The sequence below is a fragment of the Streptomyces sp. NPDC107528 genome, assembly GCF_055639295.1.
Genome location: NZ_JBVKAV010000004.1, coordinates 386,299 through 412,452 on the forward strand (window position 1 = coordinate 386,299; position 26,154 = coordinate 412,452).

The following is a 26,154-nucleotide window of genomic DNA, read 5'->3' on the forward strand; positions in this document are numbered from 1 at the left end:
TACGGGGGTCCTACACGGCCGTAAGGGGCCCTGCGTGGGTCCTCCACAGAGCATTCCCTTCTTCTAGAACCTGTTCTATCTTGACGCTCCGTCAGATCGCCGTGGTGTGGACGTGTGGAAGGGCAGGGACCGTGGACTTCACCTTCACCGAGGAGCAGCAGGCGGCGGCCGAGGCGGCGCGCGGGGTGTTCGCCGGGGTCGCGCCGGACTCCGTGCCCTCGCCCGCGCTCACGCCGGGCGCCGTCGCCGACGACTTCGACCGCCCGCTGTGGGGCCGGCTCGCGGACGCCGACCTGCTGAGCCTGCTGCTCGCCGAGGAGTACGGCGGGGCCGGCCTCGACGCCGTCGCGCTCTGCCTGGTGCTGCGCGAGTCGGCGAAGGTACTGGCACGGGTGCCGCTGCTGGAGAGCAGCGCGGCGACGGCGGCCGTCCAGGCGTACGGCGGCCCCGAGCTGAAGGCCGGGCTGCTCGCGCGGGCGGGGCGCGGGGAGGCCGTGCTCACGGTCGCCGCGCACGGCCGCACCGGCCACGACCCGGCCGAGCTCGCGGTGACCGCCCGGCAGGACGGTGCCGGCTCCGGGTGGGTGCTGGACGGGGTGCAGACGGCGGTGCCCTGGGCGTACGACGCCGATCTCGTCGTCGTACCGGCCCGTACGACCGCCGACCGGACCGTCCTCGCGCTGGTCCCGCGCGAGGCGCAGGGGGTCACGCTCGCCGAGCAGTTCTCGACCAGCGGGGAGCGGCTGGGGGAGCTGCGGCTGGACTCGGTGGAGCTGGCGGCACGGGATGTCATCGACGCCGACGGGGCGTGGGAGTGGCTGCGGGAACTGCTGGCCACGGGGACCTGTGCGCTGGCGCTCGGGCTGGGTGAGCGTGTGCTGAGGATGACCTCGGAGTACGCGGGCAAGCGGGAGCAGTTCGGGCATCCGATCGCCACGTTCCAGGCGGTCGCCGTACAGTCCGCCGACCGCTACATCGACCTGCGCGCGATGGAGGCCACGCTGTGGCAGGCCGCGTGGCGGATCGCCTCGGGGGCGCCGGGAGCGCTGCCCGCATCCGGAGACGTGGCCGTGGCCAAGATCTGGGCCTCGGAGGGCGTACGCCGGGTCGTGCAGACGGCCCAGCATCTGCACGGCGGCTTCGGCGCCGACGTCGACTATCCGCTGCACCGGTACCACGCCTGGGCCAAGCACCTTGAGCTGGCGCTCGGCCCGGCGGCGGCACACGAGGAGGCGCTTGGGGATCTGCTGGCGGCGCATCCGCTCGGCTGACCCTTCGGGACCGGGAGCCCTGGGGGACATACAGTCCCTGCGGTCCCTACAGGACGAAGCCCGGCTGCCCCTCGTCGTTCACCACGGGACGTCCCACCGCCGCCCACACCTGCATGCCGCCGTCGACGTTCACGGCGTCGATGCCCTGCTGGACGAGGTACATCGCGACCTGCGCCGAGCGACCGCCGGAGCGGCAGATCACATGGACGCGGCCGTCCTGCGGGGCGGCCTCGGTCAGCTCGCCGTAGCGGGCGACGAAGTCGCTGATGGGGATGTGCAGGGCCTTCTCGGCGTGACCCGCCTGCCACTCGTCGTCCTCACGGACGTCCAGCAGGAAGTCGTCGTCCTTGAGGTCGGTGACCTCAACTGTCGGCACGCCAGATCCGAAATGCATGAGTCCGACGCTACCGGACGGGCGCGGGTGCCCGACGGGGCTCCCAGGAGGAGGCCCCTCACAGGCCCCTTGTGGGCGATTTCCGGCCCCTAGTCGAGCAGCGCTGTCAGTTCCGCTTCCCGCGCCTCGACCTGGGCCAGGAGCTGGTCGGCGATCTCTTCGAGAAGACGGTCGGGGTCGTCCGGGGCCAGGCGGAGCATCGCACCGATCGCGCTCTCCTCCAGTTCGCTCGCGACCAGGGCCAGCATCTCCTTGCGCTGGGCGAGCCACTCAAGGCGGGCGTAGAGCTCCTCGGCCGGGGTCGGGCCCTGCTCCTTCGGCACCGGTCCCGCGGCCCACTCCTCGGCCAGCTCTCGCAGCAGCACCTCGTCGCCACGGGCGTAAGCCGCGTTGACGCGGGTGATGAACTCCTCACGCCTCGAACGCTCGGCCGCCTCCTGGGCGAGGTCCGGGTGGGCCTTACGGGCCAGCTCACGGTAGAGCTTGCGGGCCTCGTCGCTCGGGCGCACCCGCTGCGGGGGCCGCACCGGCTGGTCCGTCAGCATCGCCGCGGCCTCCGGGAACAGCCCCTCGCCGTCCATCCAGCCGTGGAACAGTTCCTCCACGCCGGGCATCGGCAGCACCCTGGCGCGTGCCTCGTCGGCCTTGCGGATGTCCTCGGGGTCGCCGGTGCGGGCGGCGGTGGCCTCGGCGATCCGGGCGTCCAGCTCGTCGAGGCGGGCGTACATCGGGCCGAGCTTCTGGTGGTGCAGCCGGGAGAAGTTCTCCACCTCGACGCGGAAGGTCTCCACCGCGATCTCGTACTCGATCAACGCCTGCTCGGCGGCCCGCACGGCCCGCTCCAACCGCGCCTCGGGCCGCTCCGCCCCGTCCTCGGCCGGCACCTGTGCCTCACCACCCTGCTCAACTCCGCCGGCGGGCACCTCGGCACCGCCCGACGTCCCCGCACCAGCGGGCTCGGCCTGGGACTGTTCAGCTTCCGGCGTCGTCACCCGACCAGCGTAGGCCACGTGTGCCCGGCCCTTCGTGCCCTGCGACTCCACGCCGGGCAGCTCGGGCGCTTCGCCCGAGTCGACCCGGGGTCCTCGTGCCCTGAGGCCTTCGGCCCTCCGCCCCAGTCCGCTTGGCGTCTTCGTGCCCAGCGGCCGTCGGACCCCCGCCCCAGTCCGCTTGGCGTCATCGTGCCCTGAGGCCTTCGGACCTCCGCCCCAGTCCGCTTGGCGTCTTCGTGCCCAGCGGCCGTCGGACCCCCGCCCCAAGCGACTGGGCGTCCTCCTGCCCCGCGGCTCCGCACCCCGGCCCCAATCGACCCGGCCCCATCGCCTGCGCTGGGCTCCGGCGGCCACGGACCCTCGCGCCGGCCCCGGCCCTTCGCCCAGTGGGCCCGGACGTCCCTGGCTCTCTCCGGCTCGGCCCGGCACGTCCGGCCGGTGAGCCCGGTTAAGCCGGCGTTCGTCCCCACCGACGGCGCCGCTCCCCGGTCCTACCCGCCCCGCCCTCATGCCTCGGAACAGCCGGCGGCCACCCACTCCGCAACGAGATCCCGGCACACCACGAGCAGCGTCCCGGTCCGACAGGCGATCTCATGCGTGCAGCCCTCGGTATGGGGAAGCACCTCGTCGAGGATCACCTCTCCCAAGGTGCGCACGCAGACCTCCGCAGTGTCCGCATGGAAGCGCGAGACGCCCTCGTAGCGGACGACCAGGTCCTCGTCATGCTTCCAACAGTTGTGCCGGAGCCGGAGCTCGGCGCTGTCGCCGACGCGCCGGACCTCGTGCGGCGTCAGGTCCTTCACACAGCGTCTGCCGGAGAAGTCGTAGTGACCGGGGTCGGTGGCAAACGCACGTGCGCCGGACGGCAAGTCCTCCGCAAGCTCGGCCAGCCGGGCCAGATAGGCGGTCGGGTCGATCACGCCGGCGGCCTCACCGGGCCCACCGGTGCCGAGGGTGAGGTACCTCACCGCTCCCTCCCCGCGAACCGACCGCCGCCCCTCACACTCCCGTCTCCGCCGCGATCCGCCCCGCCCGCACCGCCGACACCAGCGCGGTGTGATCCGCCTCCGTGCGGTCGGCGTAGGTGACGGCGAATGCTGCGATCGCCTCGTCCAGTTCCTCGTTCTTGCCGCAGTAGCCGGCGATCAGGCGGGGGTCGGCGCTGTGGGAGTGGGCGCGGGCCAGCAGGGCGCCGGTCATGCGGGCGTAGTCGTCTATCTGGTCGGCAGCCAGCGCGGCCGGGTCGACGCTGCCCTTGCGGTTGCGGAACTGGCGTACCTGGAAGGGCCGTCCCTCGACCGTCGTCCAGCCCAGCAAAATGTCGCTGACCACCTGCATCCGCTTCTGGCCGAGCACCACGCGCCGCCCTTCGTGCTCCGGCTCCGGCACCTCGAAGCCGGCCGTCACCAGGTGCGGGACGAGGGCCGAGGGGCGGACCTCCTTCACCTGAAGGACCAGCGACTCGCCCCGGTGGTCCAGGAGCAGGACGACGTACGAGCGTGTGCCCACGCTGCCCGTGCCCACCACGCGGAACGCCACGTCGTGCACCGCGTGCCGGGAGAGCAGGGGGTGGCGGTCCTCGGAGAGCGTGCTGAGGTAGCTCTCCAGCGACGACGCGACCGCCGCCGCCTCCGCGTCCGGAACCCGGCGCAGCACCGGAGAGGCGTCGACGAACCGGCGGCCTCCCTGCCCGGTCGGCTCCGTCGACTTCGCGGCGAAGCGCCCGCTGGTGTTGCCCCGCGCCTTTTCCGCGACCCGCTCCAGCGTGCCGATCAGGTCATGGGCGTCGGTGTGGGAGACCAGTTCCTCGTTCGCGATCGCGTTCCACGCGTCCAGCACCGGGAGCTTGGCCAGGAGGCGCATGGTGCGCCGGTAGGCACCCACCGTGTCGTTCGCCGCCTTGCGGCACGCGTCCTCGTCCGCGCCCGCCTCCCGGCCCGCGAGCACGAGTGAGGTGGCGAGGCGCTTGAGGTCCCACTCCCAGGGGCCGTACAGCGTCTCGTCGAAGTCGTTCAGATCGATGACCAGGCCGCCACGCGCGTCGCCGTACAGGCCGAAGTTCGCCGCGTGCGCGTCACCGCAGATCTGGGCGCGGATCCGGGTCATGGGGGTGCGGGCGAGGTCGTACGCCATGAGTCCCGCCGAGCCGCGCAGGAACGCGAAGGGCGTCGCCGCCATCCGGCCGACCCTTATCGGCGTGAGTTCGGGGAGCCGGCCGAGGTTGGACTCCTCGACTGCGGCCACGGCGTCGGGCCGGGCGGCGTCGAGGTCGAGAACCGCGTGGTCACCGCGCGGAACCCGCTTGCGCAGTGCCTTGCCGTCCTCCTTGGGCGATCCGCCGCCGGGCCACTCGGCGAAGCCGCGCACACGGGGCAGCCGAGGCGCCGCGGACCCAGACGACGTCTCCGAAGCCGCCGCAGCCACCCGCGCCGCAGCCTCCGCACCGACCTCGGTCATACCGACCGCCTCCCCCGCTCACGCACGAACATCAACTCGTGCCGACGTTACAGCCGGTGGCCGAAACGCGTCAGACCCTGTGGACAACTCCACGGTTGTGGAAAACGCCGCCCGACGTGACGCCGGAGCGCCGTAGCGCCGTAGCGCCGTAGCGCCGTAGCGCCGTAGCGCCGTAGCGAGGGTGCCGCGATGCGCCGCGATGCACCTCAGCAGCTCTCGGGCCCCACTCCGTCAGCCAAGTGCTCCTGCGCCCACAGACCCAGCGCGGTGAGCGCGGGCTCCAGCGCGGCGCCGGCCTCGGTCAGCCGGTACACCACCCGCAACGGCGGCCCCTCGTACACCTCACGCACCACCAGTCCCGCTGCGGCGAGTTCGGTCAGCCGGTCGGAGAGCATGCGCTCGCTGATGCCGGGAATCGCCCGGCGCAGGGCGACGAAGTACGCGGGCCCCGCGGTCAGGACGGACACGATCGGGCCGGTCCAGCGCTTTCCGAGCAGCTGGAAGACGCGGGTGATGCCCTCGTCGACCCGTTTGCACGCCGATACGTCGTGACTCTGCTCACCCGCCATGCCCTTCAGGGTACTGCCCTGCCGTACGGGGATGAAAAAAAGTAAGTGACTGTGTTATTCATAGTCGAGTACGAATCCTCAGTAACTGCGGGAAGGTGCATCCAGCCCGCTGCCTGCCTCTCTGGAGACCTCCATGGCAACGCTTCTGCACATCGACTCCTCGGTCTTCCCGACCGATGCCTCCTCCTCCCGCGCCGTCACCGACGCCTTCCGCCGCACCTGGCAGGAACAGCACCCCGAGGGCACGGTGATCCACCGCGACCTGGCCTTGAACCCCGTCCCGCACATCTCCGCCCACGCCCACACCGCCGGCTTCGCCGATCCGGCCACGCACACCCCCGAACAGGCCGCCGCCTTCGCCGAGCGCGTGACACTGATCGAGGAACTGGAGGGTGCGGACGCCGTGCTGATCGGCGCCCCGATGTACAACCTGACAATCCCGTCGACGCTCAAGGCCTGGCTGGACCAGGTGGTCCTGTTCGGCCGTACCGCGGGCGACGCCCAGTCGGTCAAGGGCACCCCGGTCACCGTCGTGGCCAGCCGCGGCGGCGCGTACGGGCCGGGCACTCCGCGCGAGGGATACGAGTACGTGCAGAACTACCTTTCGGCAGTCCTGGCCGACTTCCTCGGCGCCGACCTCGAGTTCATCGTTCCGGAGCTCACGATGGCCCCGGCCGACCCGGCGATGGCCGAGCTGGTCCCCCTCTTCGAGGCCTCACGCGAGCGTGCCCTCGACGAGGCCGCCGCGAAGGCGAAGCAGCTGGCCCAGCGGCTCGCGGCGTAGCGACGTCGCAGGCTGCCGCAGGGCTGCCGCTCCGCAGCCACGCGCGCGTGGGAGACCCGCTCCGGCGAACGGGGCCCGGGGCTCTACGCGCGCGTGGCGTTGCGCACATCAGAGCCAGACAGGACGTCGCGGCTACACGGGGCGGTCGGTGGGATTTCGCACGGCCACTCAACCTCGGGACCTCGCACGGCCACTCAACCTCGCACCGAGACGGCACCAGCCACCTCCGCCGAACGCCCACCGTTCACAGCCTTCTCAGCGAGCCTCCCAGCCGAAAGACCGACCGGCCGGCCCGGCCTCCGACCCGGCCTCCGACCGGGGCTCGGCCCGGCCGAAGGGCCTGGCGGCGACCGCGGTCACCGGCCCCGAAGACCCCACCGGCACAATCACCGCATGCATCTGACCTCTGTCGTCCTCGTCGCCCTCATGGCGCTGCTGCACGTCTACATCCTGGTCCTGGAGATGTTCCTGTGGCAGCGCGGCCCGGGCCGCCGCTTCTCCGGCTTCGACGCCGAGTTGGCCCGCACCACCGCACCGCTGGCGGCCAATCAGGGCCTCTACAACGGGTTCCTCGCCGCGGGGCTGGTCTGGGGCCTGATCGCCGACGACCCGACCGGCTACCGGGCGCAGATCTTCTTCCTGTCCTGCATCGTCGTCGCCGGTGTCTACGGCGCGGCCACCGCCAACCGGCGCATCCTGTTCGCCCAGGCGCTGCCGGCCGCCGTTACCCTCGCCACGGTCATCGCGGCCGGCTGAACCCCCTTGGCAGCGGCCCGTGGAGCTACCCCCAAGCCCCCAAGCCGTCACGCCCTCAAACTCCCAGACCCGCAAACTCCCAGACCCTCAAGCGAGGTACCGACGATCCAGGCTCCGCGGTACCACGGCCGGATAGTCGAGATAGCGACGGCGAGGCGGGCCCTGCTCCGATGCCGCGGGAACCAGCTCACGCCCCCCGGCGGCGACGGTCATGGCCCGCGGCGCGAAGGTGACGTTGTGCATCCGCCCGACGGCCTCCAGATGGTGGGCGACACCCTCATGCACGACGTTCTCGTCCCGTGTCGCCAGATAGACGAACGTCGGATCGATGTCCCGCAGCAGTGACTTGGGGATCCGCGCCGGCAGGGTGAGCGCGTAGTAGCGCGGCCACTCCCGCAGCCGGTGCCGTTCCAGCCAGGACCGGCCGAAGGGCCGCAGGCTGGTGAACATGGCGAAGCTCCACTCGAGCTTGATGCCCGCGATGACCATGAGCAGATTCACGGCGAAGGCCAGCGCGACGAGGCCGTGCGCGAGGGATGCCCAGGGCGCGGACCGGTCGGGGCCGGGCGCCGCGGCCAGGAGCGCTGTCGCACACAGGGCGCCGTAGACCGCCCCCTGGTAAAAGTCCTTGATCAGCCAGCCGGCCGACCGGGGGCCCTTGGCGGTTCGCCCCGTGGCCATGGACAGCAGTCCCACGAGGAGCGCCCCGGCCCACAGGATCCAACCCGGGCCACCCGGTTCGATCGCACCGTCGGGTGAGAAGACCGTCACCCACAGGGCCAACGCCACCACGGAGAAGGGGTAGTTGCCCGATACGCCGAAGACCAGGTGCATCAGGATCGCGAGGCCGAGGGCCCACCGTTCCCCACCGGGGACGCAGGCGAGCACGCCGGCCAGCAGCTCGACGGCGATCACCGAGGCCGGTACGGCCCTCACCAGCCGGGGGAAGTCCGGCAGTCCGAGCAGGCGCAGGTAGTGGCCCGTGACGACACGGCCGGCGCTGCGCTCGGAGAACAGGTACTCGTCGTTGACCTTCAGCAGGGCCGCCGTCAGGTACACGCCCGCCAGGAGATCCTCGGCGACCAGAGCATGGAGGGGGCTCGGGGTGAACGCCATGACGGTCACCGCCACGGCCCCGAGCCAACAGTGGTCCGAGAGCCGGACCTGGGTGGCGAGCATCCAGAAGACGACCAGCAGGACCACGGCTGTACGGCCGACGAGCGAAGGAATCGTCAGCGCGACCAGGAGCGCCGCCGGGAGGGCCGCCAGCTGCCCGGCCGCCGCCGTCCGGCGGGGGAGCCGTACGCCGAATACCGGCGCGTAGTGCTGACCCGTACCTGCGAAACCATATTCCCACAGCCGATTGACCTGGTGAAAAAGAAGCGCCGCGACAATCAGAGCCATGGGCGTGAGCCGAAAAGCCACCCGCACCCCCGTTTATTGCGCGAGTAATTCAGAGGATCACCCACCGAACTTGATCCTGCATGGCATTGCTCACGCAGTCAACAACCGCATTTGAGACAGCAAGCGTTTAGCTTCAGCCAACATCCAAGATGATCACATTCACTTCATTGAACTCGTCTGAGCTGCGCGTTTGCCCGCGCGACTACGTTAGTTGGTCGTCAAAGTACACATAGAGTTCGCAAAGTGAAACCAAATAAACGTAAAGCCGGGAGCGTTAACGAAGAAGAGTTGGCAAAGTATGCGCCGGACATGAAACCTATTTCGACCGCGCGCGGTCACCACCGCCGCGCAACACTTGCGAAATAAATAACCTGGACGCTCGGCCAGAGCCGATGTAGCTTCCAATTGGCGCCACAGGGCGCCGAAAGTTCCCTCCTTTAATGAACGGGAGAAAGACATGGCTGAGGTCATTACCGAGACCACCAGCGAGGTCGAGGAGCTCACGGGCGAGGACTTCGAGGTCCTGTTCGGCGAGACCCCGCTGATCATCACCGACAGCGAAGTGCGCAACTGACACAGCGCGCATCCGGTGGTTCGCGCTGACTGATCCGCTCGAGTCGGTTCGACCGCCGGCACGCCGTTGAAGAAGGGGGAGGGGCATGGCGGTTCACGTGTTCGTCGGGCCGTCGTGCCCCGAACCTCTGGTGAGAGAACGCCACCCGGAGGTCGTGGCGCACGGCCCGGCCCGCCACGGCGACCTCTTCCCACAGGCGTTCCGCGCCGGGGACGTCGTCGTCATCGTGGATGGCATCTACCACCACCGCCTGGCCCTGCGGCACAAGGAGATCCTGGACGCTTTGGAGCGCGGGGTGACGGTGGTCGGCGCGGCCAGCATCGGTGCGCTGCGTGCCGCCGAACTCGACCGGTTCGGCATGATCGGCGTCGGCAGGGTCTACGGCTGGTACCGCGAGGGCGTGTTCGACGGTGACGACGCCGTCAGCGTGGCGCACGGCGAAACAGGCTCCCTCGCCGGACTCAACGTGCCGTTGGTGAACCTGTACTGCGCGGTCCTGGCCGCCCAGGAGGCGGGCATCCTCACCCAGCGGGCCGGCCGGAGCCTGACGGAGCGGATGGAGCGCGAGTACTACCCGCTGCGCACCCGGGAGCGGATCCTCGCGCTGGCCCGGGAGCGGGGCGAGAGTGCCTTCGCGGACTGGTACGCCGCCCAACTCGCCGCCGATCCGGCCGTCTTCGACCAGAAGCGGGCGGACGCGCTGGAGGCACTGACGCTGGCCGAGCGTCTCGGCTTCCACCCGCACAGCGGCCCACCGACCCCGACGGGAAGCAGCCGAACGGCCGAGACGCCCGTGACACGGCGCAGCCGCGCGGCGGAACCGACCCCGCCCGTGACGACCGACCGGGACTGGCGCACCGAGTACCACCGGCGCTGGCGCAACGTGTTCGCGCCCGCCGATCCCGCGCTCCGGCACCGGGTCGCCTACCAGCAGATCTTCACCGAGGACTTCCCCGACGTCTGGTGGGACTTCCTGCAGCACCGCGCGGGCGCCGCGGACCGCGACTGCCCCGGCACATTCCGGGACCACATCCTGCGCGAACTCGGGCCATCGGCCGCCCGATGGCACGACGACCCCACCCTGCGCACCCGCATCACGGCCCTGCTGTGTCCCCTGCCCGACCTGGCGGACTCCCGCGACGCGACCCTGCTGCTGTGCCAGGAGTCGGCGGAGGACCGGGCCCGGGTCACCGACTGGCTGGATGGCACCCGGCAGCACCTGGACCGTCACCCGGAGCGCAGCCTCACCCAGATATCCGAAGCCACCTGCGCACGGCTGCTCCGTCGGATCTGGAGCGTCCACACGGACGCCACCCTCGCCACGGAATGCACCCGGCGAGGCCTTCCGACCCTGCACGGCGCGGCGGCGGCCCTGCGTCCCTTCGCCATCGGCTACCTGAGCTCCCTCGCGGCACAGCAGCCCGTCGGAGGTGACGTCCATGCGTAAGCTCAGACTGCCCGGGACCCACCGCGCGGTCGCGCCCGAGACCACGTGGGAGCGGATCTCGCCCCGCCTGCGCCGCTACGGCATCACCCGGGTCGCCGACGTCACACGCCTGGACAACATCGGAATCCCCGTCTTCCTCGCCGTACGGCCCGAGTCGGAGACGCTGGCGGTGTCCCAGGGCAAGGGTGCCTCTCCGCTGCTCGCCAAGCTCTCCGCGGTCATGGAGTCCATCGAGTTGTGGCACGCGGAACGGCCGCCCCTCGACACCGTCACGGCCACAGCCGAGAGCCTGCGTCTGCCGTACTCCCTCACCGACCTGAACCTCCGGGTGGCGGACGAGTGGACCGGCCGGCTGCGGCTGCCGTGGGTCGAGGCCCGCTCGCTGCTCGACGACCGGACCGTACCGGTGCCCCTCGATGTTGTCCGGCTCTCCTACAGCGGACCGCACTTCTGGCGCCCCCGCCTCTTCGAGTCCAGCAGCACCGGGCTCGCCTCCGGCAACACGTTCACCGAGGCCTGTCTGCACGCCCTGTACGAGGCGGTCGAACGCGATGTCCTGGCCGCCCACCCGTCCGGTGCCGATCCGCGGCGGCTGACGATCGCCCCGGACACGATCGAGGACACGCACCTGCGGTCCCTGCTCGACCTGCTCACGGACGCGGGAGTGGACGTGCACCTCTCCTGCATCCCCAACCGCTTCGCCGTACCGACGTTCGCCGCGTTCGTGTGGTCGCCGCTCTTCCCCATCGTCTGCGCGGGCTCGGGCAGCCATCTGGACCCGGTGATCGCCGCGTCCCGGGCCCTGACCGAGGCGGTCCAGAGCAGGCTGACCGAGATCAGCGCCACCCGTGACGACATCCCCTCGGACCAGGACACCTGGCGGGACGCGAGCCCCGAGGCCCGCTTCCCCACCGGCCCGGACGCGGTGTCTCTCGACGAAGCGCTGCGCGGCCACGAAGCCGTTCACCACGACATGGAGCAGGAGCTGGCCGACGTGACCAGGCGCATCACGGACGTCACCGGCCATGCCCCGCTGGTGGTCCGGCTGTCCGGCCCGGACGAGCCGTTCAGCGTCGTCCGGGTCGTCTGCCCCGGCCTGTCCTTCGCGCAGGGGCGCACCCTGTCCGCCTGACGATCCCTGCCTGTGACGCCCAGGACCAGCCAGCCATAGCGAGGTTTCCAGTGAGAATTCAGCGGGACCGGTTCCGGCACCCGGAGGGCTACGTCCTCGAATACGAGGTGACCGTCCCCGACGTCGTCGAAAGCCCCTACCTGCACATCCTCTTCCACGGGTTCAGCCGCATCGAGAAACACGTGCCGCCGGTCTTCGCCCGCAAGCAGTGGAAGCAGGCGGAGCGGTCCGTGTGCCTGTCCTTCTCCGACCCCATCCACCTGCACACCCAGGACTCGTGCTGCGGCTGGTTCCTGCTGGGCGAGGAGGAGTTCGCGCCCCGCATGTACGACCTTCGAGCCACCCTGCTGGAACGCCACGGGCTGCGGGGCACCGTCTGGCACGGCCTGTCGTCGGGCGGGTACGCGGCGCTCAAGCACTGCATGCGGGCGGGTGGCGACGACCTCGCGTTCGTCATCTCCCCGCACGACGACCCGACGATCCTGCCCCAGTGGGAGCGCGAGGCAGCCCCCTTCACGCACCTCCCCAAAATGGCCGCTCCGCGGAAGACGACCGACACCATCGCCGACTGGGCTGAGCCCGGCTCCGGACGCTACCTCCACGCCCTGGTGTCCGAGAAGGACTCCTACTTCGCGCTGCACCACCTGCGGCCCATCATGGCCGGCCTGCGCGGCCGTCCGAGCGCCCGCGCCGTGATGCTCCGCGACGGGCGGGGCCACGGCTTCATCCAGGACGCGGACTACGACGCCCAGCTCCAGCAGGCCGTCCAGGGCTGGGAGAAGCACCTGGCACAGCGCTCCGCCACGGCGGTGAGCACCGCCGAATGAACACAGCCGAGCAGCACCGGAAGGAGAACGCAGTGTCCGAGGTCGAGGTCGTCCTGTCCACGCCCCTCGCCCGTTTCGCCGGCGGTGAGACCAAGTTCCAGGTACCCGTGGGCACGTTCCGGCAGGTCATCGACAGGGTCTACGAGCGTCATCCGGCGCTGCGTCAGCGCCTGGCGGACAGCTCCGGGGGCTTCCTCCCCTTCGTGAGCGTCTACCTCGGCGAGGACAACATCCGCGACCTCGGCTCGCTGGACGTGGTCGTCGAGCCACGGACCACCGTGATGATCATGTCGGCGGTGGCCGGTGGATAGCCCGGCGCCCATCATCCGTGAGGCGACCGCGGACGACGCCGGAGCGCTCCGTGAGATCTACGGGGCCGGTGACGTCGAACTGTTCGCCCACCGGGTGACGGACCGCGCGACCGCGCCCGGCACCACGCACTACGTCGCCGAGGCGGAGGGCCGGGTCACCGCGGCCTTCGCTCTCACCGCCCTGGGTCGCTTACGGCCCGACGGGAAGAGCCGACTGATCCTCCACGAGATCAAGCTCCGGCCGAACGTCCGGGGCACGGGTATCGCCGAGCACATCTTCGCCTGGCTGGCGACCAGCCTCGGCGTGGGCACGGACCGGGAGCTGCTGGCGCTGGCCTCGCTCGGCCAACGCCCGTCCACCTTCGACAGGTTCGGCCTGTCCGAGTCCCACCACGTGTTCCGGTGGCCCGTCCGGGAGGGGGGTGAGCCGCAATGACATATCTTGCGCCTCCTTCGCAGGAGTTCGCCGGCTGGCTGGCCGGGCTGCGGTCCTGGGCGGCCAAGTATCCGGAGGGCGAAGGCCTCTGGCGTACGGCCGCGGCTCAGGGCCTGCTCTCCCTGGCCGTCCCCGAGTCCGCGGGCGGTGGCGGCGCCGGCTACGAGGCAGCGTGTCTGGCCCTGGAGGCGCTCGCCGAGGAAACCGGGCTGAGCGGCCCGCCCTTCGCGATGGCGGCACAGATGTGGGCCTGCCAGGAACCCCTGCTCGAGTTCGGCACCAAGGCCCAGCACGATCGGTACCTGGCCCCCCTCATCGCCGGCACCGCGGTCGGCGCCTTCGCGGCCACCGAGTACGACTCGGGCTCCGACCTGCTGTCCCTGCGCACCCGCGCCGACCGCGACGACGAGGGCCACTGGCGGCTGAACGGCGCCAAGACCTTCATCACCAACGGGCCGACCGCCGACGTGTTCCTCATCCTCGCCCGCACCGCCGAGGGCAGTGCCCTGTCCGGACTCACCGCCTTCCTGGTACCCCGGGGGGCTCCGGGCCTGCACGTGGGCACAGTCATCGAGAAGACCGGGCTGGCGGGTGCGGACCTGGGCTCTGTGCACATCGACGACTGCGTGCTCGACGACAGCGACGTGCTCGGCGGCCCCGGCGGCGGTTTCGCCGTCCTCATGCACGCCATGCGACACGAGCGGGCGTTCATCCTCGCCCCGGCCCTCGGGCTGATGACCCGAGCACTGCGCCGGGCCGTCGAACACGCCCGGTCCAGGAGCCAGTTCGGACATCCGCTCGCTTCCTACGACACGATCCGCCGGCGCCTGGTCCGTATGCATGTGTGCCTGACCAGCGCACGCGAACTGCTCCACGCCACGGCCCGCCACGCGGACACCGGCACCCTCGACCACGGCCGCTCCTCGCTCACAAAACTCCACGTCAGCACCGAGTTCAACCGGTTCTGCGAGGAACTTCCGGACGTGTACGGCGGCTACGCACTGCTGCCGGAGACGGGAGCGACCGACCTGCTGGCCGACGCCGTCGCCAGCAGGTACTACTCCGGGACCTCGGACATGCAGATGAAGATCATCGCGGAAGGGCTTGGCTTGTGATGGATGACGACTCCGTGCTGCGGACCGTGCTGGCCACGGTCCGGGAGGTGGCGCCGGGAGCCGAGGTGCACGAGAACACCCAGCTCATCGCCCACCGCATCATCGACTCCCTGTCGCTGTTGAGCCTGGTGGCGCTGCTGGAGAAGGAGTTCTCCGTCACCATCCGCGACTCGGAGATCCTCCCGGCGCACTTCGAGACCCCGCTCGCCATCCGGACGTTCCTGAAGTCCAAGGGGCACTGATGAGTCCCGGCCGATCACTGGTGGACGACCTGCGGACGACCGCCGCCCGCCACGGCGAGCGCACCGCCGTCATCGACGGCACCGGCAGCCTCAGCTACAGCCGGCTGGACGCCATGGCCGAACACATCGCACAGGCGCTGCGCGAGGCAGGCGTACGGCCCGGGGACTGCGTCGCCTGGCACGGCGCGAAGTCCTGTACGGCGGTGGCCGCCGTACACGGCATCCTCCGCTCCGGGGCGGGATACGTGCCCGTGGACCCGGACGGCCCCATCGCCCGCGCCCGGCTCATCGTCGAGCGCAGCCGCCCCGGCGTCGTCGTCACCGACACCACGGCCCGCGACCAGTGGCACACCGTGGCGCCCGACCTCACCTGGCGGCCGCTGCCCACGGGGTCCCCGGCGGACGCCCCCCTGTGGTTCGCGATTCCGGCGACCGCTGCGCGCCCCCCGCTGCCGGACCTCGCCTACGTGTTCCACACCTCCGGCAGCACCAGCCACCCCAAGGGTGTGGTGCACACCCATGCCAGTGCCTCGGCCTTCGTCGCCTGGTCGGTCGACGAGCTGCGGCTCACGGAGCAGGACGTCATCATCAACTCGGCGCCCCTGCACTTCGACCCCACCACGCTGCACCTTTTCGGCGCGGCGCGGGTCGGAGCCGCCGTCGCGCTGATGCCCGCCTCCGCGGCCCCCTTCCCCGCGGCCTACATCGACTTCTGCCGGCAGGTCGGCGGCACCGTCTGGTACGCGGTGACCTCGACCCTGATCTGGCTCGCCCGCCGTGGCAAGGACCTGCTGCCGAGCCTCGGGTCGCTGCGCGCCGCCGTGGTGGGCGGCGAGGTGCTGCCGCCGGGTGACGTGAACGCCCTGTTCGCGGCTGTACCGGAGATACGGCTGCTCAACGTGTACGGACCGACCGAGAGCAACGTATGCACGTTCCACGAGATCCGGGGACCCCAGCCGCTCGACGCGGTCATCCCCGTCGGCCGGGTGCTGCCCGGTGCCGAGGTCGTCGTGGTCGACGAGGCACTCGCACCGGTGTCCTCCGGCAGTACGGGGCAACTGCTGGTCCGCGGCAGCATGCTGATGGAGGGATACCTGGACCCCGAGCAGACGGCCCGCGCCTTCGTCCACACCGCGGACGGACGTCGGTGGTACGCCACCGGGGACCTGGTCCGGGAGAACACGGCGGGCGAGTTCGAGTTCATGGGCCGCGGGGACGCGCAGATCAAGTCGCGCGGGTTCCGGGTCGAACTGGGCGAGATCGAGCGGCATCTGCACTCCCTCGACGGCGTCCACGAATGCGTCGTCGTGGCCACACCGGACGCCCTCTTCTCCACCGTGCTCACGGCGTTCGTGAGCACGGACGGCGTCGACGACGTCAAGGCACTGCCCGACCTGCTGCGGGAACGGCTGCCGCACTACATGATCCCGCAGCGGATCGTCCTGGCCACCGGCGAGCTGCCGAGGAACTCCAACGGCAAGGTCGACCGCAACGCGCTCAGCGAGCTTGCCGCTCGGCCGACTCTCGGCGACAGCCCCGGCCTGACGATCGTCCACTGAAGAAAGGCCGTGCCTGTGTCGCTCTCCGCATCGGTCGGCGTCCCCCCGGACGACTCGGTCGAAGTCCTCAAGGTCCCTGATTTCAGGCGGCTGTGGGCGGCGAACGGATTCCGGTACGCGGCCGCCGAGGTGGCCTCCTTCGCGCTGCCGGTCACCGCGCTGCTCCTGCTGCACGCCCGTCCACTGACGATGAGCCTGATCTTCATGTGCAGCCGGGCGGGCTTTCTCACCATCGGGCTGCCGGCCGGGGTGTGGATCGACCGCTGGCGCAAGAAGCCGGTGCTGATCTGCGCCGACATCGCGTACGCGGCCGCCTTCGCCAGCGTGCCGATCGCCTACTTCCTGGACGCTCTCACGGTGGCCCAACTCGTCGTGGTGGCCCTGGTGGTGAGCCTGTCGGGCGTCTTCTTCGACGTGGCACACAGCAGTGTGCTGCCCTACGTGCTCCCCCGGCGGCGCGTGGCGGACGGCAATGCCCGGCTGCAGAGCTCCGAGACGGCCATCCAGGCCGTGTCCCCCAGCGTCGCGGGCGTGTTGACGCAGAGCGTGGCCGCTCCGGTCCTGTACTGCTTCGCCGCGCTGAGCCATCTCGCGTCGCTCCTGCTGCTGCGGGGGATCCACCCGAAGGGCGACATCGCCCGGGCCAAGGGCGAGTCCGACCCGAAGTTCGGGCGGGAGATCAAGGACGGCATTCGTGTCCTGTTCCGGCAGCCGTTGCTGCGGCTGCTGCTCAACCAGGCGGCGCTCAACAACATCGGCGCGGGCATCCTCCTGTCGATGCTGCCGGTCTTCCTCCTGAAGGACATCGGCGTGGCTGCCTGGCTGTACGGGCTGCTGTCCACCCTCGGGGCCGTGGCCGGTTTCGCCACTTCCCTGCTGGCCCCTCGACTGCGCCGCCGCTTCGGCGAGATCCGCATGACGCTGATCTTCTCCGCGCTGGCCCCGTTCGCCGTGCTCGCGGCCCCACTGGCCGGAGTGTTCCGTCAGGCCGCGGTGCCGCTCATCGCCGTGGCGCAGGTCCTGATCGGCATCGCCATCGTCGGCAGGGCCGTCTCCACCGCCGGACTCCGCGCACGGGTGACCCCCGACGCGTACATGGGACGAGTGACGGCTGCCTACAGCGTCGTCATCCAGGGAGCGACCCCGCTCGGGGCACTCGCGGGCGGTCTGATCGCCGGCCACTGGTCCACCGGTACCGCCTTGTGGGCCGGCGGGCTGGTCATGGCCCTTCCCCTCGTCCTGCTGCTGTTCTCCCCGCTGCGCCGCCACCGCACGCTCCCGGCCGAGTGGGAGGTGTGAGCGCCGCGCACGTTTCGACCACCCCAGAGCAACGACGAACGGTTCTTTCGGAGACAGACATGACCCCACTGGAGCAGGCCGCCGCCGAGTACGAGGAGCGCGGCTTCGCGATCATCCGCAACGTCATTCCCGAGGATCTTCTGGACGAAGCGCGCAGCCATGTCGAGTGGCTGACCGCCAGGTACCCGGACCTGCGACCCGAGCACTTCCACCATCCACTGATCCGTAACGACGCTTTCTGGGTACGGCTCGTGTCGGACCCACGGCTGGTGGACATCGGCGAGCACTTCCTCGGCCCGAACCTCGCCTGTTTCACCGCGCACTACATCTGCAAGCCGCCGTACGACGGTCAGCCGGTCCTGTGGCACCAGGACGGTGCCTACTGGAAGCTGGCGCCGATGCGGGCCCTGACGGTCTGGCTCGCCATCGACGAGAGCACGACCGAGAACGGGTGCCTGCGCATGATCCCCGGCAGCCACAAGTTGCCGCTGCACCCGCCGAACCTGCGCACGGACAAGCCCAACATGCTCTTCTCTGAGGCCGATACCGACCTGGTCTCCCAGTGGGCCGCGGAGAAGGGCGTCGTCGACATCGAACTGAACCCCGGTGACGTCTCGATCCACCACCCGCACCTGCTGCACTGCTCCGAGGCGAACACCTCGCCCAAGCGGCGCTGCGGACTGGACATCGGATACATCTCGACGTCCACCCGCATCGAAAGCCAGGGCCTGTACCTCGATCCGGTGCTGGTACGCGGCGAGCCCGCCGACGGCGTGAACACCTACCGGAAGCTGCCCCGGTACATGCCGGCCGAGACCATACCTTTCGCAGGGCACGAGACCTGGAACGACCGGCCGGGCGTCGACGCGGCGGATGCCTCCTCGGGGGAGGCGCCCCTCGCGACGACCGAGCGCATGATCGAGCGGCTGCAGGAGGGCACCGTTGCCCGCTGAAGCCCGACCGGGCCAGAGGGTCGTCTACCTGCGCGACCGGGACGACGGCCAGCGTATGAAGGACGTCATCTACGTCCACCCGCCCAGCTACAAGGGGAGCGAGTTCCAGAACCCGGCCGGACTGCCGCGCCCCGTGGTGGCCGGCCTGCCCTTCCCCTGGGTCACGCCGATGGGAGACGGCGGGCCGCTCTTCCGGGAGGTCGAGCGGGTGAAGGCGGAGCTGTGCCGCCGCCTGTGGGGCTGCCAGGTGTGTGGACAGGACCTCGCCCCGACCGCCTGGGTGGCGCTCGAACGGCCCGAGGACGGCTCACCGGTGATCACGTCCGCCGCCATCCACCAGGCCTGCCTGCGCCTCGCGGTGCAGCACTGCCCCGTCCTGGGCGACGCGGCGAAGGGTTACGCCTTCACCGAGGTCTTCGAGGACGACATCGTCACTGCCGCCGACGGGGCGGGCCATGAGCGGGCTCCGGCGGCCCGATGGCATCTGCGCCCGGTCTCCGAGACCCCACGGCCCGACCGCACCAGAGCGTTCCTCACGCTCTCCCAGGTGCTCGAACGGGCATAGGGCGCACCCGGCGTCGCCGAGCCCGCCCCGCCCCGGCGGGCTCGGCGTCATCGGACGGGACGGGAACTCGCCGGCGGAAGATCAAATCCGGCCCGCAGGGGGCGCGACAGAGACGGTCGCCACCCGTGAGATAGATCACGCGCCAGGGGCGGTGGGGTGATCGGGCAGGCTGTGTGATGCCTCACAACGATCATGGAAACGAGAAACGGGCCCCTGCGATGACTTCCGCCATCTGCAGAGACCCGTTCTTCACGGTGCGCGAGGGGGGAGTTGAACCCCCACGCCCTTGCGGGCACTGGAACCTGAATCCAGCGCGTCTGCCTATTCCGCCACCCGCGCATTGGGTGTGTCCTCGGGCTCTTCCCTTGCGGTCCGGCGCCTTCCGACACGCAGAACATTAGCACGCCGTCCAGGGTGGATTCACATCCCTTATCCCCAGGCAGCCCGCCGTGCAGCGGGCATGCGCAGGCCGTGCGGATGCCCTGCGGCGGCCGTACAGTCGCCCACCAGCACGGTCCGGGACGGCCCGCCCCGGACCGGCCGAGAAGGGGTGCCCCGCGCTCCGTATCAACGAGAACCTGTTCACGTATCAACCTCGTACCGGTAACGCGCATCTCCCCAGGAGCCGGTCGGGGTCCACAGTCAGGTGCGGGACACTGGTCTCCGGCCGCCTCTACGATCCATGGCAAGACTGTGTCCGTGAGGAGTTCGAAGGGGAGCTCCACAGGGAACTTCGAGGGCGTCGACACCTGTCGACCGGGCCGACAGGGGGAACCAGCCGATTCACCGGCGCGTGGATACGATCAGTAAGCAGTACCAGGTAAGGCAGTGCCCGCCCGGCGGGAAAAAGGACGAAGCAGGCAACGGAGGAGGTGCCCCATGGGAGTCCTGAAGAAGTTCGAGCAGCGTCTCGAAGGTCTGGTCAACGGCACCTTCGCCAAGGTGTTCAAGTCCGAGGTCCAGCCCGTGGAGATCGCGGGAGCGCTCCAGCGCGAGTGCGACAACAACGCGACCATCTGGAACCGCGACCGCACGGTCGTCCCCAATGACTTCATCGTGGAGCTCAGCGCCCCGGACCACGAGCGTCTGAGCCCCTACTCCGGCCAGCTCGGCGACGAGCTCGCCGGCATGGTCCGCGACTACGCCAAGCAGCAGCGCTACACCTTCATGGGCCCGATCAAGGTGCACCTGGAGAAGGCCGAAGACCTCGACACCGGCCTGTACCGCGTACGCAGCCGCACGCTCGCCGGCTCCGCCGACCAGCAGAGCGGCCAGCCCGCCCCCGCACCCGCCGCCCCGGCCGGGCGGCCCGGTGGCAGCGGTGGCGCCCAGGGCGGCTACGGCTACCCGCCGGCCGCCGCACCCGCGGGCGCCCCGCCCATGCCGGCCGCGCCGCCGCCCGGCGGCCGCCCCGGCGGCTACGGCTACCCGCAGCCCGCGGGCGGCCAGCGACCCCCCGCCGCGCCCGCGGCCGGCGGTCGCACCCGCTACTGGATCGAGATCAACGGCACCCGCCATCAGATCTCCCGCGCGACGCTGGTGCTGGGCCGCAGCACCGACGCCGACGTGCGGATCGACGACCCCGGCGTCTCCCGCCGGCACTGTGAGATCCGGACCGGAACGCCCTCGACGATCGCGGATCTCGGGTCCACCAACGGCATCGTGGTGGACGGGCAGCACACCACCCGCGCTACGCTCCGCGACGGCTCGCGGATCGTCGTGGGCAGCACCACCATCATTTACCGGCAAGCCGAAGGGTGAAGCGGGGGCAATGTCAGAGCTGACCCTCACGGTCATGCGGCTGGGTTTCCTGGCCGTCCTGTGGCTGTTCGTGATCGTGGCCGTGCAGGTCATCCGCAGCGACCTGTTCGGTACGCGCGTCACACAGCGCGGATCGCGTCGCGAGGCCGCACGGCCGCAGCAGGCCGCACGTCAGGCGGCGACGCCGCCGCAGCAGCGCGGCCAGCAGGGCGGCGGCGGCCGCCAGCGCCGTAACGCCCCCTCCAAGCTGGTCGTGTCCGAAGGCACCCTCACCGGCACCACCGTCGCGCTCCAGGGGCAGACCATCACCCTGGGCCGAGCGCACGACAGCACGATCGTGCTGGACGACGACTACGCCTCCAGCCGGCATGCCAGGATCTACCCGGACCGCGACGGCCAGTGGATCGTCGAGGACCTGGGCTCCACCAACGGCACGTACCTCGACCGAACGCGGCTCACGACCCCGACACCGATTCCGCTGGGCGCGCCGATCCGCATCGGCAAGACCGTCATCGAGCTGCGGAAGTAGTACGACAATGAGCGAGCGGAGCGAGCACGCAGTGGCGGCCCCCACCAGGGGCCCCGGCGCGCTCCCGACCGGAGGGTGGGCACCGTGCGGATGTACCCGGAGCCGACGGGCGAGGTGCGCATGAGTCTGTCACTGCGCTTCGCCGCCGGATCGCACAAAGGCATGATCCGGGAGGGCAACGAGGACTCCGGATACGCCGGACCCCGCCTGCTCGCCATCGCCGACGGCATGGGCGGCGCCGCCGCGGGCGAGGTCGCCTCCTCCGAGGCGATCTCCACCATCGTCGCCCTCGACGACGACGTCCCCGGCTCCGACATCCTCACCTCGCTCGGTACGGCCGTGCAGCGCGCCAACGACCAGCTGCGCGGGATGGTCGACGAGGACCCGCAGCTGGAGGGCATGGGCACCACGCTCACGGCCCTGCTGTGGACCGGACAGCGCCTCGGCCTCGTCCACGTCGGCGACTCGCGCGCGTACCTGCTCCGCGACGGTGTGCTGACGCAGATCACGCAGGACCACACCTGGGTGCAGCGCCTCGTCGACGAGGGCCGCATCACCGAGGAAGAAGCGACCACGCATCCGCAGCGGTCCCTCCTCATGCGCGCGCTGGGCAGCGGCGACCACGTCGAGCCCGACCTCTCCATCCGTGAAGTCCGCGCCGGCGACCGGTACCTGATCTGCTCCGACGGCCTCTCCGGCGTGGTGTCCCACCAGACTTTGGAGGACACCCTCGCCAGCTACCAGGGCCCTCAGGAGACCGTCCAGGAGCTCATCCAGCTGGCGCTGCGCGGCGGCGGCCCCGACAACATCACCGTGATCATCGCCGACGTCCTCGACCTGGACACCGGCGACACCCTGGCCGGGCAGCTGTCCGACACCCCGGTCGTGGTCGGCGCGGTGGCCGAGAACCAGCAGCACCACTTGCACGACAACGGCATCATGCAGACCCCCGCCGGCCGCGCCTCCGGGCTCGGCCGCCAGGTGCCCGGACAGGGCGGCGGAGGCGGCGAGTTCGGCCCGCCCGGCTCCGGCGACACCACCGGCTACGTACCGGCGGGCGGCTTCGGCGACTACACCGACGACGACTTCGTCAAGCCCCGCAAGGGCCGCACCTGGCTGAAGAGATCCTTCTACTCGGCTCTCGCCCTCGCCGTCATCGGCGGCGGCCTGTACGGCGGCTGGCGCTGGACGCAGACCCAGTACTACGTCGGCACCAACGAGGAACACGTCGCCCTGTACCGCGGGATCAGCCAGGACCTGGCCTGGGTCTCGCTCTCGAAGGTGGAGAAGGACCACCCCGAGATCGAACTCAAGTACCTGCCGCCGTACCAGCAGAAGCTCGTCGAGGGGACCATCACCGAGGGCGGCCTCAAGGACGCCCAGGCGAAGATCGACGAGCTGGCGCTGCAGGCCTCCGCGTGCAAGAAGCGGTCCGAGCAGCAGGCCGCCCAGAGCGAGCAGAACTCCAAGACGGGCGAGGGCGAGGCCGGAGGCACCACGGGAACCACCCGTACCTCCCTTACGTCCAAGGCGACACCGACGCCGAATCCGTCCGCGTCCACCAAGTCCCCGCCCCCGTCCAACTCCACCTCCCCGACGCCGACTGCGACGCCAAACCCCGGCCCCACTCTCTCGGAGGAAGAGCAGAAGGTCGTCTCGAACTGCGGTACGCAGTAGGCAAGCCGTGAGAGGCCCCGTCACACGATGAGCAGTACTACGAACCCGTCGACGCACCACACGTCCACGATCGGCGCCATCGGCGCGCCGAGCAGGCGCAACACCGAGCTCGCACTGCTGGTGTTCGCGGTCGTGATCCCGGTATTCGCCTACGCCAATGTGGGGTTGGCGATCAATGACGAGGTACCGGCCGGCCTGCTGAGCTACGGCATCGGTCTGGGCCTGCTCGCAGGCATAGGTCATCTGGCCGTCCGGAAATTCGCTCCGTACGCCGATCCCCTGATGCTGCCCCTGGCAACCCTGCTGAACGGCCTGGGCCTGGTCGTGATCTGGCGTCTGGACCAGTCGAAGCGACTCAGCAACTACGCCGACGCCGCGCCGCGACAACTGCTGTACTCGGCGTTGGGCGTCGCCCTGTTGGTAGTCGTGCTGATCTTCCTCAAGGACCACCGCGTCCTGCAGCGCTACACGTACATCTCCATGGCCGGCGCCCTGTTCCTGCTGGTCCTTCCGCTCGTGCCCGGACTCGGCGCGAACATCTACGGCGCCAAGATCTGGATCAACATCCCCGGCCTGGGCACGGTCCAGCCCGGTGAGTTCGCGAAGATCGTCCTCGCCGTCTTCTTCGCCGGCTACCTCATGGTCAAGAGAGACGCCCTGGCCCTGGCCAGCCGCCGCTTCATGGGCCTGTACCTGCCGCGCGGCCGTGACCTCGGTCCGATCCTCGTCGTCTGGGTCATCTCGATCCTCATCCTGGTCTTCGAGACCGACCTCGGTACATCCCTGCTGTTTTTCGGGATGTTCGTCATCATGCTGTACGTCGCCACCGAGCGGACCAGCTGGATCGTCTTCGGTCTGCTGATGTCCGCGGTGGGCGCCGTGGGTGTGGCGAGCTTCGAGCCGCACATCCAGACGCGTGTGCAAGCCTGGCTCGACCCGGCGCGCGAGTTCGCGCTCTCCCGCGCCGGCGTCCAGGACGGCATCCTCCACTCCGAACAGGCCATGCAGGCCCTATGGGCCTTCGGCTCCGGCGGCACCCTCGGCACCGGCCTCGGCCAGGGCAACTCCGACCTCATCGGCTTCGCCGCCAACTCCGACTTCATCCTCGCCACCTTCGGCGAGGAGCTGGGCCTGGCGGGCGTCATGGCGATCCTGCTGCTCTACGGGCTGATCGTCGAGCGCGGTGTGCGCACGGCCCTCGCGGCCCGCGACCCGTTCGGCAAGCTGCTGGCCGTCGGGCTGTCCGGCGCCTTCGCCCTCCAGGTCTTCGTCGTGGCCGGCGGTGTCATGGGCCTCATCCCGCTGACCGGTATGACCCTCCCGTTCGTGGCGTACGGCGGTTCCTCGGTGATCGCCAACTGGGCCCTGATCGGCATCCTGCTCCGCATCAGCGACACTGCACGACGCCCCGCGCCCGCCCCCGCGCCCAACCCCGACGCCGAGATGACCCAGGTGGTCCGCCCGTCATGAACAAGCCCCTGCGCCGGATCGCGATCTTCTGCGGACTCCTCGTCCTGGCACTACTCATCCGCGACAACTGGATCCAGTACGTCCAGGCCGACGAGCTCAGGACCGACAAGAACAACCGCCGCGTCGTCATCGACCGGTACAGCACACCGCGCGGCGACATAATCGTCGACGGCAAGGCCATCACCGGCTCGGACGAGACCTCGGGCAGCGACTTCAAGTTCAAGCGCACCTATACGAACGGCCCCATGTGGGCGCCCGTCACCGGATACACCTCGCAGGCTTTCGGTGCCACCCAGCTGGAGTCCATCGAGGACGGCATCCTCACCGGCAACGACGACCGGCTGTTCTTCCGCAACACCCTCGACATGCTCACGGGCAAGGAGAAGGAGGGTGGAAACGTCGTCACCACCCTCAGCGGCGCCGCGCAGAAGGCCGCGTACAACGGTCTGAAGAATCAGGGCGCGAAGGGCGCCGTCGCGGCCATCGAGCCGTCGACCGGCAAGATCCTGGCGCTGGCCTCCTACCCGTCGTACGACCCCTCGTCCTTCGCCGGCAACTCCACGACGACCGACACCGAGGCGTGGCAGAAGCTCCAGAAGAAGAACAACCCGGACGACCCGATGCTCAACCGGGCCCTGCGCGAGGTCTACCCGCCGGGCTCGACCTTCAAGGTCGTCACCGCCGCCGCGGCACTGGAGCACGGCCTGTACACGGACGCCGACGCGAAGACGGACTCGCCGGACCCGTGGGTCATGGAGGGCACCACCACCAAGCTGCCGAACGAAGGCAACATCCCCTGCAAGAACGCGACCCTGAGGGTGGCCCTGCAGTACTCCTGCAACACCGTCTTCGGCAAGGTCGGCTCGGACCTCGGCAACGACAAGATGCTGGAGACGGCCAAGAAGTTCGGCTTCACCGAGGAGCAGTTCACGCCGGTCCGCACCAGCGCGTCGATCTTCTCCGACGACATGAACCCCTCGCAGACCGCACTGTCCTCCATCGGCCAGTTCAACACCGCCGCCAGCCCGCTACAGATGGCCATGGTCGCCTCGGCCGTCGCCAACGACGGCACGCTGATGAAGCCGTACATGGTCGACGAGGTCAAGACGCACGACGACGACCCCCTCGAGAAGACCGACCCCGAGGAGATGAGCAAGCCGCTGTCCCCGGCGAACGCTCAGATCCTGCAGTCGATGATGGAGACGGTCGTCCAGGACGGCACCGGTAAGAAGGCGCAGATCGAGGGCTACAAGGTCGGCGGCAAGACCGGTACCGCCCAGCACGGTGTGGACAACAGCGAGAACCCCTACGCGTGGTTCATCTCCTACGCCAAGCTCAGCGACAACAGCTCGCCGGTGGCCGTGGCCGTGGTCGTCGAGGACGAGAAAGCCGTTCGCGACGACATCTCCGGCGGCGGCCTCGCGGCACCCATCGCCAAGAGCGTGATGGAGGCGGTCATCGACAGCAAGAAGTGACCCCGCTCACGTCCCCTTCACATCGGTGCACGTTGCGATACCGGTCCTGTATCGGGTTACGGGCTTGGCCAGGTCACACAAGATGAGCCGGGTACGGTATGCCCGGACGGCACACCTCCGCACCCACAAGGGTGACGGCGGGACCGACGGAGAGG

At 70.1% G+C, this 26,154-nt stretch carries 25 protein-coding genes and 1 tRNA gene; 19 read left to right on the plus strand and 7 right to left on the minus strand.

Annotated elements, in window-relative coordinates:
* Positions 1-131: 131 nt before the first annotated feature.
* Positions 132-1,271, plus strand: coding sequence for an acyl-CoA dehydrogenase family protein (locus ACZ7L5_RS15430; protein WP_471517040.1), 1,140 nt, complete (start codon positions 132-134; stop codon positions 1,269-1,271).
* 46 nt (positions 1,272-1,317) lie between these two features.
* On the opposite strand, the gene ACZ7L5_RS15435 is transcribed toward ACZ7L5_RS15430, so the two are convergent.
* The 5 genes from ACZ7L5_RS15435 to ACZ7L5_RS15455 all read right to left on the minus strand — a co-directional run bounded on the left by ACZ7L5_RS15435 (position 1,318) and on the right by ACZ7L5_RS15455 (position 5,683).
* On the minus strand, positions 1,318-1,647 hold the full coding sequence (locus ACZ7L5_RS15435; protein ID WP_328430494.1) for a rhodanese-like domain-containing protein: 330 nt from the start codon (positions 1,645-1,647) through the stop codon (positions 1,318-1,320).
* A 107-nt stretch (positions 1,648-1,754) separates the two neighbouring features.
* Positions 1,755-2,657 carry a J domain-containing protein gene (locus tag ACZ7L5_RS15440; protein ID WP_363041692.1) on the minus strand — a complete coding sequence of 301 codons (903 nt, stop codon included), beginning with the start codon at positions 2,655-2,657 and terminating at the stop codon, positions 1,755-1,757.
* A 506-nt stretch (positions 2,658-3,163) separates the two neighbouring features.
* Positions 3,164-3,625, minus strand: coding sequence for a hypothetical protein (locus ACZ7L5_RS15445; RefSeq protein ID WP_471517041.1), 462 nt, complete (start codon positions 3,623-3,625; stop codon positions 3,164-3,166).
* Between the two features lie 31 nt (positions 3,626-3,656).
* Positions 3,657-5,114 carry a DUF2252 domain-containing protein gene (locus ACZ7L5_RS15450; RefSeq protein ID WP_471517042.1) on the minus strand — a complete coding sequence of 486 codons (1,458 nt, stop codon included), beginning with the start codon at positions 5,112-5,114 and terminating at the stop codon, positions 3,657-3,659.
* A 206-nt stretch (positions 5,115-5,320) separates the two neighbouring features.
* On the minus strand, positions 5,321-5,683 hold the full coding sequence (locus ACZ7L5_RS15455) for a winged helix-turn-helix transcriptional regulator (protein ID WP_362386041.1): 363 nt from the start codon (positions 5,681-5,683) through the stop codon (positions 5,321-5,323).
* Positions 5,684-5,816: 133 nt separating this feature from the next.
* On the opposite strand from ACZ7L5_RS15455, the gene ACZ7L5_RS15460 reads away from it, so the two are divergent.
* Both ACZ7L5_RS15460 and ACZ7L5_RS15465 read left to right on the plus strand, forming a co-directional pair.
* Positions 5,817-6,467, plus strand: a complete 651-nt coding sequence (locus ACZ7L5_RS15460; protein WP_471517043.1) for an FMN-dependent NADH-azoreductase — start codon at positions 5,817-5,819, stop codon at positions 6,465-6,467.
* A gap of 393 nt (positions 6,468-6,860) precedes the next feature.
* The gene (locus ACZ7L5_RS15465) at positions 6,861-7,223 is read left to right on the plus strand and encodes a DUF1304 domain-containing protein (RefSeq protein ID WP_362386039.1); all 363 of its coding nucleotides are present in this window, start codon (positions 6,861-6,863) and stop codon (positions 7,221-7,223) included.
* An 87-nt stretch (positions 7,224-7,310) separates the two neighbouring features.
* On the opposite strand, the gene ACZ7L5_RS15470 is transcribed toward ACZ7L5_RS15465, so the two are convergent.
* Positions 7,311-8,627, minus strand: a complete 1,317-nt coding sequence (locus ACZ7L5_RS15470; protein ID WP_471517044.1) for a hypothetical protein — start codon at positions 8,625-8,627, stop codon at positions 7,311-7,313.
* A 659-nt stretch (positions 8,628-9,286) separates the two neighbouring features.
* Between ACZ7L5_RS15470 and ACZ7L5_RS15475 the strand changes: the two genes are divergently transcribed.
* From ACZ7L5_RS15475 to ACZ7L5_RS15525, 11 genes are read left to right on the plus strand one after another with little or no spacing between them, the layout of a single operon-like run.
* Positions 9,287-10,648 carry a TfuA-like protein gene (locus tag ACZ7L5_RS15475; RefSeq protein WP_471517045.1) on the plus strand — a complete coding sequence of 454 codons (1,362 nt, stop codon included), beginning with the start codon at positions 9,287-9,289 and terminating at the stop codon, positions 10,646-10,648.
* On the plus strand, positions 10,641-11,780 hold the full coding sequence (locus ACZ7L5_RS15480) for a YcaO-like family protein (protein ID WP_471517046.1): 1,140 nt from the start codon (positions 10,641-10,643) through the stop codon (positions 11,778-11,780). Before ACZ7L5_RS15475 ends, ACZ7L5_RS15480 begins: the two co-directional genes overlap by 8 nt.
* A 50-nt stretch (positions 11,781-11,830) precedes the next feature.
* Positions 11,831-12,607, plus strand: coding sequence for a hypothetical protein (locus tag ACZ7L5_RS15485; RefSeq protein ID WP_471517047.1), 777 nt, complete (start codon positions 11,831-11,833; stop codon positions 12,605-12,607).
* Positions 12,608-12,639: 32 nt separating this feature from the next.
* Positions 12,640-12,918: a ubiquitin family protein gene (locus ACZ7L5_RS15490; protein WP_365055445.1), complete on the plus strand. Its 279-nt coding sequence runs from the start codon at positions 12,640-12,642 to the stop codon at positions 12,916-12,918.
* The gene (locus tag ACZ7L5_RS15495; RefSeq protein WP_471517048.1) at positions 12,911-13,354 is read left to right on the plus strand and encodes a GNAT family N-acetyltransferase; all 444 of its coding nucleotides are present in this window, start codon (positions 12,911-12,913) and stop codon (positions 13,352-13,354) included. Before ACZ7L5_RS15490 ends, ACZ7L5_RS15495 begins: the two co-directional genes overlap by 8 nt.
* The gene (locus ACZ7L5_RS15500; protein WP_471517049.1) at positions 13,351-14,469 is read left to right on the plus strand and encodes an acyl-CoA dehydrogenase family protein; all 1,119 of its coding nucleotides are present in this window, start codon (positions 13,351-13,353) and stop codon (positions 14,467-14,469) included. Before ACZ7L5_RS15495 ends, ACZ7L5_RS15500 begins: the two co-directional genes overlap by 4 nt.
* A complete protein-coding gene (locus ACZ7L5_RS15505; protein WP_471517050.1) occupies positions 14,469-14,711 on the plus strand; it encodes a phosphopantetheine-binding protein in 243 nt (80 codons plus the stop codon). The genes ACZ7L5_RS15500 and ACZ7L5_RS15505 overlap by 1 nt, the downstream gene beginning before the upstream one ends.
* Complete coding sequence (locus ACZ7L5_RS15510; RefSeq protein WP_471517051.1) at positions 14,711-16,270, plus strand: amino acid adenylation domain-containing protein; 1,560 nt, start codon at positions 14,711-14,713, stop codon at positions 16,268-16,270. Before ACZ7L5_RS15505 ends, ACZ7L5_RS15510 begins: the two co-directional genes overlap by 1 nt.
* Before the next feature lie 15 nt (positions 16,271-16,285).
* Complete coding sequence (locus ACZ7L5_RS15515) at positions 16,286-17,569, plus strand: MFS transporter (RefSeq protein WP_363041664.1); 1,284 nt, start codon at positions 16,286-16,288, stop codon at positions 17,567-17,569.
* Between the two features lie 59 nt (positions 17,570-17,628).
* Positions 17,629-18,522: a phytanoyl-CoA dioxygenase family protein gene (locus ACZ7L5_RS15520; RefSeq protein ID WP_471517052.1), complete on the plus strand. Its 894-nt coding sequence runs from the start codon at positions 17,629-17,631 to the stop codon at positions 18,520-18,522.
* Entirely contained in the window at positions 18,512-19,087 is a 576-nt protein-coding gene (locus ACZ7L5_RS15525; protein WP_471517053.1) for a hypothetical protein, read from the plus strand. The genes ACZ7L5_RS15520 and ACZ7L5_RS15525 overlap by 11 nt, the downstream gene beginning before the upstream one ends.
* Positions 19,088-19,342: 255 nt before the next feature.
* Here ACZ7L5_RS15525 and ACZ7L5_RS15530 read toward each other — a convergent pair.
* Positions 19,343-19,426 (minus strand) — tRNA-Leu (locus tag ACZ7L5_RS15530).
* A 540-nt stretch (positions 19,427-19,966) separates the two neighbouring features.
* Between ACZ7L5_RS15530 and ACZ7L5_RS15535 the strand changes: the two genes are divergently transcribed.
* The 5 genes from ACZ7L5_RS15535 (at position 19,967) to ACZ7L5_RS15555 (ending at position 25,999) form a co-directional block, all read left to right on the plus strand.
* Complete coding sequence (locus tag ACZ7L5_RS15535; protein ID WP_362386023.1) at positions 19,967-20,848, plus strand: DUF3662 and FHA domain-containing protein; 882 nt, start codon at positions 19,967-19,969, stop codon at positions 20,846-20,848.
* Positions 20,849-20,858: 10 nt separating this feature from the next.
* Positions 20,859-21,377, plus strand: coding sequence for an FHA domain-containing protein FhaB/FipA (locus ACZ7L5_RS15540; protein ID WP_328880500.1), 519 nt, complete (start codon positions 20,859-20,861; stop codon positions 21,375-21,377).
* 90 nt (positions 21,378-21,467) lie between these two features.
* On the plus strand, positions 21,468-23,054 hold the full coding sequence (locus tag ACZ7L5_RS15545; RefSeq protein WP_467476961.1) for a Stp1/IreP family PP2C-type Ser/Thr phosphatase: 1,587 nt from the start codon (positions 21,468-21,470) through the stop codon (positions 23,052-23,054).
* Between the two features lie 27 nt (positions 23,055-23,081).
* Positions 23,082-24,524, plus strand: coding sequence for an FtsW/RodA/SpoVE family cell cycle protein (locus tag ACZ7L5_RS15550; protein WP_471517054.1), 1,443 nt, complete (start codon positions 23,082-23,084; stop codon positions 24,522-24,524).
* On the plus strand, positions 24,521-25,999 hold the full coding sequence (locus ACZ7L5_RS15555; protein WP_471517055.1) for a peptidoglycan D,D-transpeptidase FtsI family protein: 1,479 nt from the start codon (positions 24,521-24,523) through the stop codon (positions 25,997-25,999). The genes ACZ7L5_RS15550 and ACZ7L5_RS15555 overlap by 4 nt, the downstream gene beginning before the upstream one ends.
* The last annotated feature ends 155 nt before the right edge of the window (positions 26,000-26,154 follow it).

Coding starts and splice junctions, on each gene's coding strand:
- ACZ7L5_RS15520 (WP_471517052.1), top strand. CDS start 17,629: ATGACCCCACTGGAGCAGGCCGCCGCCGAGTACGAGGAGCGCGGCTTC.
- ACZ7L5_RS15550 (WP_471517054.1), top strand. CDS start 23,082: ATGAGCAGTACTACGAACCCGTCGACGCACCACACGTCCACGATCGGC.
- ACZ7L5_RS15455 (WP_362386041.1), bottom strand. CDS start 5,683: ATGGCGGGTGAGCAGAGTCACGACGTATCGGCGTGCAAACGGGTCGAC.
- ACZ7L5_RS15480 (WP_471517046.1), top strand. CDS start 10,641: ATGCGTAAGCTCAGACTGCCCGGGACCCACCGCGCGGTCGCGCCCGAG.
- ACZ7L5_RS15475 (WP_471517045.1), top strand. CDS start 9,287: ATGGCGGTTCACGTGTTCGTCGGGCCGTCGTGCCCCGAACCTCTGGTG.
- ACZ7L5_RS15500 (WP_471517049.1), top strand. CDS start 13,351: ATGACATATCTTGCGCCTCCTTCGCAGGAGTTCGCCGGCTGGCTGGCC.
- ACZ7L5_RS15545 (WP_467476961.1), top strand. CDS start 21,468: ATGTACCCGGAGCCGACGGGCGAGGTGCGCATGAGTCTGTCACTGCGC.
- ACZ7L5_RS15470 (WP_471517044.1), bottom strand. CDS start 8,627: ATGGCTCTGATTGTCGCGGCGCTTCTTTTTCACCAGGTCAATCGGCTG.
- ACZ7L5_RS15510 (WP_471517051.1), top strand. CDS start 14,711: ATGAGTCCCGGCCGATCACTGGTGGACGACCTGCGGACGACCGCCGCC.
- ACZ7L5_RS15535 (WP_362386023.1), top strand. CDS start 19,967: ATGGGAGTCCTGAAGAAGTTCGAGCAGCGTCTCGAAGGTCTGGTCAAC.
- ACZ7L5_RS15460 (WP_471517043.1), top strand. CDS start 5,817: ATGGCAACGCTTCTGCACATCGACTCCTCGGTCTTCCCGACCGATGCC.
- ACZ7L5_RS15465 (WP_362386039.1), top strand. CDS start 6,861: ATGCATCTGACCTCTGTCGTCCTCGTCGCCCTCATGGCGCTGCTGCAC.
- ACZ7L5_RS15540 (WP_328880500.1), top strand. CDS start 20,859: ATGTCAGAGCTGACCCTCACGGTCATGCGGCTGGGTTTCCTGGCCGTC.
- ACZ7L5_RS15450 (WP_471517042.1), bottom strand. CDS start 5,114: ATGACCGAGGTCGGTGCGGAGGCTGCGGCGCGGGTGGCTGCGGCGGCT.
- ACZ7L5_RS15555 (WP_471517055.1), top strand. CDS start 24,521: ATGAACAAGCCCCTGCGCCGGATCGCGATCTTCTGCGGACTCCTCGTC.
- ACZ7L5_RS15505 (WP_471517050.1), top strand. CDS start 14,469: ATGGATGACGACTCCGTGCTGCGGACCGTGCTGGCCACGGTCCGGGAG.